Below are 5,317 nucleotides of genomic sequence, written 5' to 3' on the forward strand. Positions count from 1 at the left end.
GGACGACGGCAGCGCGGCCAAGCAATTCGGCAATGTGCAGCTCACGCCGACCACTTTCGTGGTGGACAGGAACGGCAAGATCCTGAAGCGCTACGTGGGTGAACCGACGTTTGCGGAACTCGATGCCTTGCTCGACAAGGCGCTGAACGCCGCCTGAGTTTGAACTTCGTCAGAAGAAACGCCCAGCCAAGCTGGGCGTTTTCGTTCATGGCGTGCCTTCACACACCTAGCGCTCGCCCTCACCCTTCGCCGCAAGCCCGTACCGCTTGATCTTCTCGTAGAGCGTGGCCTTGCCCAACTGCAGCCGGTCGGCCGCCGCGGCCACCACGCCGCTGCACTGCTCCAGCGCCTCGCCGATCACCGCGCGCTCGAACTGCTCCGTGCGCTCCTTGAGCGACTGCGTGGCGGCGTCGATAGGAACACCCGTTTCATCGATGATCCCCAGCACCATCCGGTCAGCCGCATTGCGCAATTCCCGCACATTCCCCGGCCAGTCGCGCTGCATCAGCTCTGCACGCTGCCGATCGCTCAGGAGCGGCGCGGCGCGCTCGTAGCGCACGGCGGCATCGAGGAGAAAATGCTCGAAGAGCGGCACCACATCCTCTCGGCGTTCCGCGAGCGGCGGCAGCGTGATAGTCACGACGTTCAGCCGATACATCAGGTCACGCCGGAAGGTCCCCGCCGCAATGTGTTCCTCCATGTCGCCCTTGGCCGCCGCAATCACGCGGCAGTTCGCGCGAATCGGCTGGTTCGAGCCGAGCCGTTCCAGCACGCCGTCCTGCAGGACGCGCAGGAGTTTCACTTGCAGCGCGAGCGGCATGCTTTCGATTTCATCCAGGAACAGCGTGCCGCCCGACGCGTGTTCGAGCTTGCCGATACGCCTTTTCTGCGCCCCGGTGAACGCGCCGGCTTCGTAGCCGAACATCTCGGATTCGAACATCTGCTCGGGCAACGCACCGCAGTTCACAGCGATAAACGGTTTATCGCGACGCGGCGAGAGATCGTGCAGGCTTCGCGCGATCAGTTCCTTGCCCGCGCCGGTGTCGCCGTTGACCAGCACGGAGGCATCGGTCGGCGCCACGTTCGCGATCAGCTTGCGGACCTGTTCAATGGCGGGACTGCGCCCGATGATCCTGGGCGCCACGCTGCTCTGTCCCGCGAGTTCGCGCCTGAGCGCCCGGTTTTCCAGCACAAGCTTGCGCCGTTCAAGCGCGCGACGGACGGCTTCGATCAGCCGTTCGGACGCAAACGGCTTTTCGATGAAATCGTACGCGCCGTCGCGCATTGCCTGGACGGCCATCGAAATATCGCCGTGGCCCGTGACGAGGATCACCGGCACTTCGGGCGCGCGCTCGTGGCATTGCGCGAGCAGATCGAGGCCGCTTGCGCCGGGCAGACGAATGTCGCTCACGATCACGCCGGGAAAGCTGGCGTCGATAGCCCGTGCGGCGCCTTCCACGCTGCCGAATGCGGCGACGTCGAAACCGGCGAGCTGGAGACTTTGCACGCTCGCGCGCCGCACCAGTTCGTCGTCTTCGATGAAGATCACTTGAAGTCCTGCTGTCATGGCTTCCTGCTCCTGCTTGATTCTCTCGGCCAGCGCCAGGCCGGCGCTTAAGCGCGCAACAACGTGATCACGAATTCTGCGCCGTGCGAGCGATCGGCGTCGGCCTGCGTGCCGCCTTCGGGTCCATCGACTTCGATTTGCGGCGCGACGTTGCGCGCGACCAACGTACCACCATAATCGCGTGCGATTGCCGACGAAATAGCCAGGCCGAGCCCCAGGCCGTGCCCCATCTCCTTCGTCGTGAAAAACGGCTCGAACAGGCGCGGCAGGATATCGGGCGCAATGCCGGGGCCGTTGTCCCGCACGACGATCTCGACCGTCGTCTGGTTCGTGATCAGCTCGATATCGATACGCGGCACGTCGCACGACACCACCGCATCCAGCGCGTTGCCGATCAGGTTGATCAGGATCTGCTCGAGACGCAGGTCCTCGCAGCGTACAAAGAGAGCCGATTGGTCATCCGCGCCGAACGCGACCTTCACGTTTTTCATGCGCGGCTGCAGCATGGCGAGCACGTTTCGCAGCGCGCGGCGGACGTCGGTACGCGCATTTTTCGGCCGCGCCTTCGCCACGAACAATTTCAGTTGATTCGTGATCTTGCCCATGCGTTCGGTGAGCGCGGCGATCGCTTCGAGGTTCTCATTCGCGGCGACATGATCCCCTCGTTCGATAAACACCCGCGTATTGTCCGAAAAACTGCGCAGCGCGGCGAGCGGCTGATTCAGTTCGTGCGTGATGCCCGCAGCCATTTGCCCCAGAGCGGCCAGTTTGCTCGCCTGGATGAGCTCGTCGTGCGCGGCGCGCAGGTCCTGCTCAGCGCGCGTGCGCTCGCTCACTTCCCTGGTCAGCAACGCATTCGCCTGCGATAAATCCGCCGTCCGCTCCGCCACGCGTTCGTTGAGCTCGGCGTAAGCGGTCTGCAGCAGCGCGCGGCTGCGGATCATTTCGCGCACTCGCGCACGGCGCATGCGCCAGTAAAACGCCACCGAACACAGCGAGATGAACACCAGCGCCGTGACGATGGTCGCGCTGCGCGCAGCATCGACGGCCGGTGCGAGCGACACCATCGTCATCAGATGCCAGTCAGGTTCGCCGAGCGCACGCTGCGTCGCGAGATAACTGGGCGCGTCGCGGCCGCCGCCCACCCGCACGATCTGCGCGCCGCCTTCGAGCGTGCGCACGATGGTCATAGGCAACGGCGTCACCGGATGTTGCGCGTACTGCCGCGCCGTGTAAACCGATGCCTCGATGTCCTTCGGCAATGGCCGCAGCGTGTGATATTTCCACTCCGGCACGGAGGACAGGAAGATCACGCCGTGGTCATCGGTGACGAGAAGCGGTTCCGAGGAATCGGCGCCCTGCAGCCATTCCAGATTCAGCTTCACGACCGCCACGCCGATGATCTCGTGCGAGCCCTCGCGGAAAACCGGCTGCGAGATGAAATATCCCGGCTCGCGCGAGATGGTGCCGAGTCCGAAGAAGCGCCCGGTGCCGCCTTTGACGGCATCGACGAAGTACGGGCGGAACAGGTATTCCGCGCCCACGAAACTGTCCGGGCCGTTCCAGTTGCTCGCCGCGACGCAGCGCCCGTTCGCCTGGATGATGTAAGTCGCCGTAGCCCGGGCATGCGTGTTCAGGTCTTCGAGATAGCGATCGGCACGGGCCGCGTAACGCGGGTTTGGATCGGCGAGGACTTCCTGGACGAACGGATGGCGCGACAGCAGATACGGCAGGTATTCGTAGCGGGCGAGCGTGCTTTTCAGCTCGGCGGTCGTGCGATCCACGCGCGTCGCCGCGTTCTGGCGCAGGTCGTCAAGGCCGCGCTGCCACGCAACAGTCCACGTGAGCGCGCACACGCCGCAGAGCGCCGCGAGAAGCACGAGGAAAACCAGCAATCGCCGCGTCAAGTGAACGGGCTCCAATGGGTGAGATCCACCGATTGTGGCACGCGCGGCTTCGAACGCAGCGTCCGGATACCCGGCGCCCGGATGCCCGGCGCCCGTAAACACGCGCGGCGAAGCATCCGCCAGAGAATGCTTCGCCGCTTTCATTGCCGTTGGTTCCTTTGTGCGATCGTTCGAATCGCTTCAGCGCCGATCAGGAAACCGTTTCGGCTTCGGTATCGACCGCGCCGTGCTTGAGCTGGTCACGCAGCTTGTCGCGATCCAGTTCGTTTTCCCATGCCGACACGACCACCGTCGCCACGCCGTTACCCACGATGTTCGTGAGCGCACGGCATTCGCTCATGAAGCGGTCGATGCCGAGGATCAGCACCATGCCCGACAGCGGAATGGTCGGCACTACGGCGAGCGTTGCGGCCAGCGTGATGAAACCTGCGCCGGTCACGCCGCTTGCACCCTTCGACGTCAGCATGGTCACCGCGAGCAGCGTCAGTTGTTGCGTCCAGGTAAGGTCGGTGTTGGTCGCCTGTGCAATGAAGAGCACGGCCATCGTCATGTAGATGTTCGTGCCGTCGAGGTTGAACGAATAACCGGTCGGCACCACGAGGCCCACCACCGAGCGCGAGCAGCCGAGCTTTTCGAGCTTGAGCATCAGTTGCGGCAACGCAGCTTCAGACGAGCTCGTGCCCAGCACGATCAGCATCTCTTCCTTGATGTACGCGACGAAGCGCAGAATGTTGAAGCCCACCAGCTTTGCGATGATCCCGAGCACCACGACCACGAAGATCACCGACGTCAGATAGAACGTGCCGATCAGCTTGAGCATGGGAATCAGCGAACCGATGCCGTACTTGCCGATGGTGAAGGCCATCGCGCCGAACGCGCCGATCGGGGCCAGCTTCGTGATGATGCGCACGATGCCGAACAGGATATGCGACAGCCCTTCGATAAACCCCGTCACGACACGGCCTTTCTCGCCCGCCGTGGCCAGCACCGCGCCGAACAGGAGTGCGATCAGCAGGATCTGCAGGATCTCGCCTTGCGCGAACGCGGAGGACATCGTGTCAGGAATGATGTGCAGCAGGAAGTCGGTCGTGGTCTGGCCGTGCGCCTTCGCAGCATACGAAGCGACCGCCTTGCCGTCGAGCGTAGCCGGATCGATGTTAAAGCCCACACCCGGCTTCAGGATGTGCGTGGCGGCGAGGCCGAGCACGAGCGCGAACGTCGAGACGACTTCGAAGTAGAGCAGCGCCTTGCCGCCGACGCGCCCGACCTTCTTCATGTCTTCCATGCCGGCAATCCCGGTCACGACGGTACAGAAGATGATCGGCCCGATCACCATCTTGATGAGCTTGATGAACGCATCGCCGAGCGGCTTCATGTCGGTGGCGAGCGCGGGATAGTAATGCCCGAGCGCGATACCAATGGCGATAGCCAGCAGCACCTGCACATACAGGATTTTATAAAAAGGTTTTTTGACGGTTGTCACAGTTGTTCCGGGCATGGTCGGCAAATGGCAAAAGGGTGAGACAAAAACGCGCCGGCGCCCGACTGCGGCGATGCGCGTCTGGCGTCGGCAGAAATCAGGTTGATTTGCGTGAACAGGGCTGCATTGAATGGTCTCCTTGTTTTTTTTGGGGGCCTGCTGGCCTTCCTTCTGTATTGCAAGGTCAGTGCCAGTTTTTGCAACGCGTCGACGCTTGATTTTTAAGGGGTTTTCGTTGCCTTGGAGCGACCGGAATCTGTCTTTCCGGATTTTCAAGAAAACCCATTCCGACCATCCGGACGGCATTCGGGTAATCCCTGAGACGCTTTATCTACGGGCTTTCCCGAGGTTTTGAGGGTTCAG

4 protein-coding genes are annotated in these 5,317 nt (G+C 62.7%); 1 reads left to right on the plus strand and 3 read right to left on the minus strand.

The genetic code is table 11. From position 1 onward, the window contains the following. Positions 1–157 (plus strand): TlpA family protein disulfide reductase (locus ACFFAR_RS23685; RefSeq protein WP_375508577.1); only part of this gene is annotated, 157 nt, incomplete at its 5' end. Between the two features lie 69 nt (positions 158–226). Here ACFFAR_RS23685 and ACFFAR_RS23690 read toward each other — a convergent pair. Genes ACFFAR_RS23690 through ACFFAR_RS23700 form a run of 3 tightly spaced genes read right to left on the minus strand, consistent with a single transcriptional unit; the run spans position 227 to position 4,972 of the window. Continuing rightward, the gene (locus ACFFAR_RS23690) at positions 227–1,567 is read right to left on the minus strand and encodes a sigma 54-interacting transcriptional regulator (RefSeq protein ID WP_174364337.1); all 1,341 of its coding nucleotides are present in this window, start codon (positions 1,565–1,567) and stop codon (positions 227–229) included. Positions 1,568–1,614: 47 nt separating this feature from the next. Continuing rightward, positions 1,615–3,618 (minus strand): ATP-binding protein, encoded by a 2,004-nt coding sequence (locus ACFFAR_RS23695; protein ID WP_375508576.1) that lies wholly within the window; start codon positions 3,616–3,618, stop codon positions 1,615–1,617. A gap of 46 nt (positions 3,619–3,664) precedes the next feature. Beyond that, positions 3,665–4,972 (minus strand): dicarboxylate/amino acid:cation symporter, encoded by a 1,308-nt coding sequence (locus ACFFAR_RS23700; protein ID WP_061998314.1) that lies wholly within the window; start codon positions 4,970–4,972, stop codon positions 3,665–3,667. Positions 4,973–5,317 lie beyond the last annotated feature (345 nt).

This window comes from uncultured Caballeronia sp. (assembly GCF_964243625.1).
In the GTDB taxonomy this organism is placed as follows: domain Bacteria; phylum Pseudomonadota; class Gammaproteobacteria; order Burkholderiales; family Burkholderiaceae; genus Caballeronia.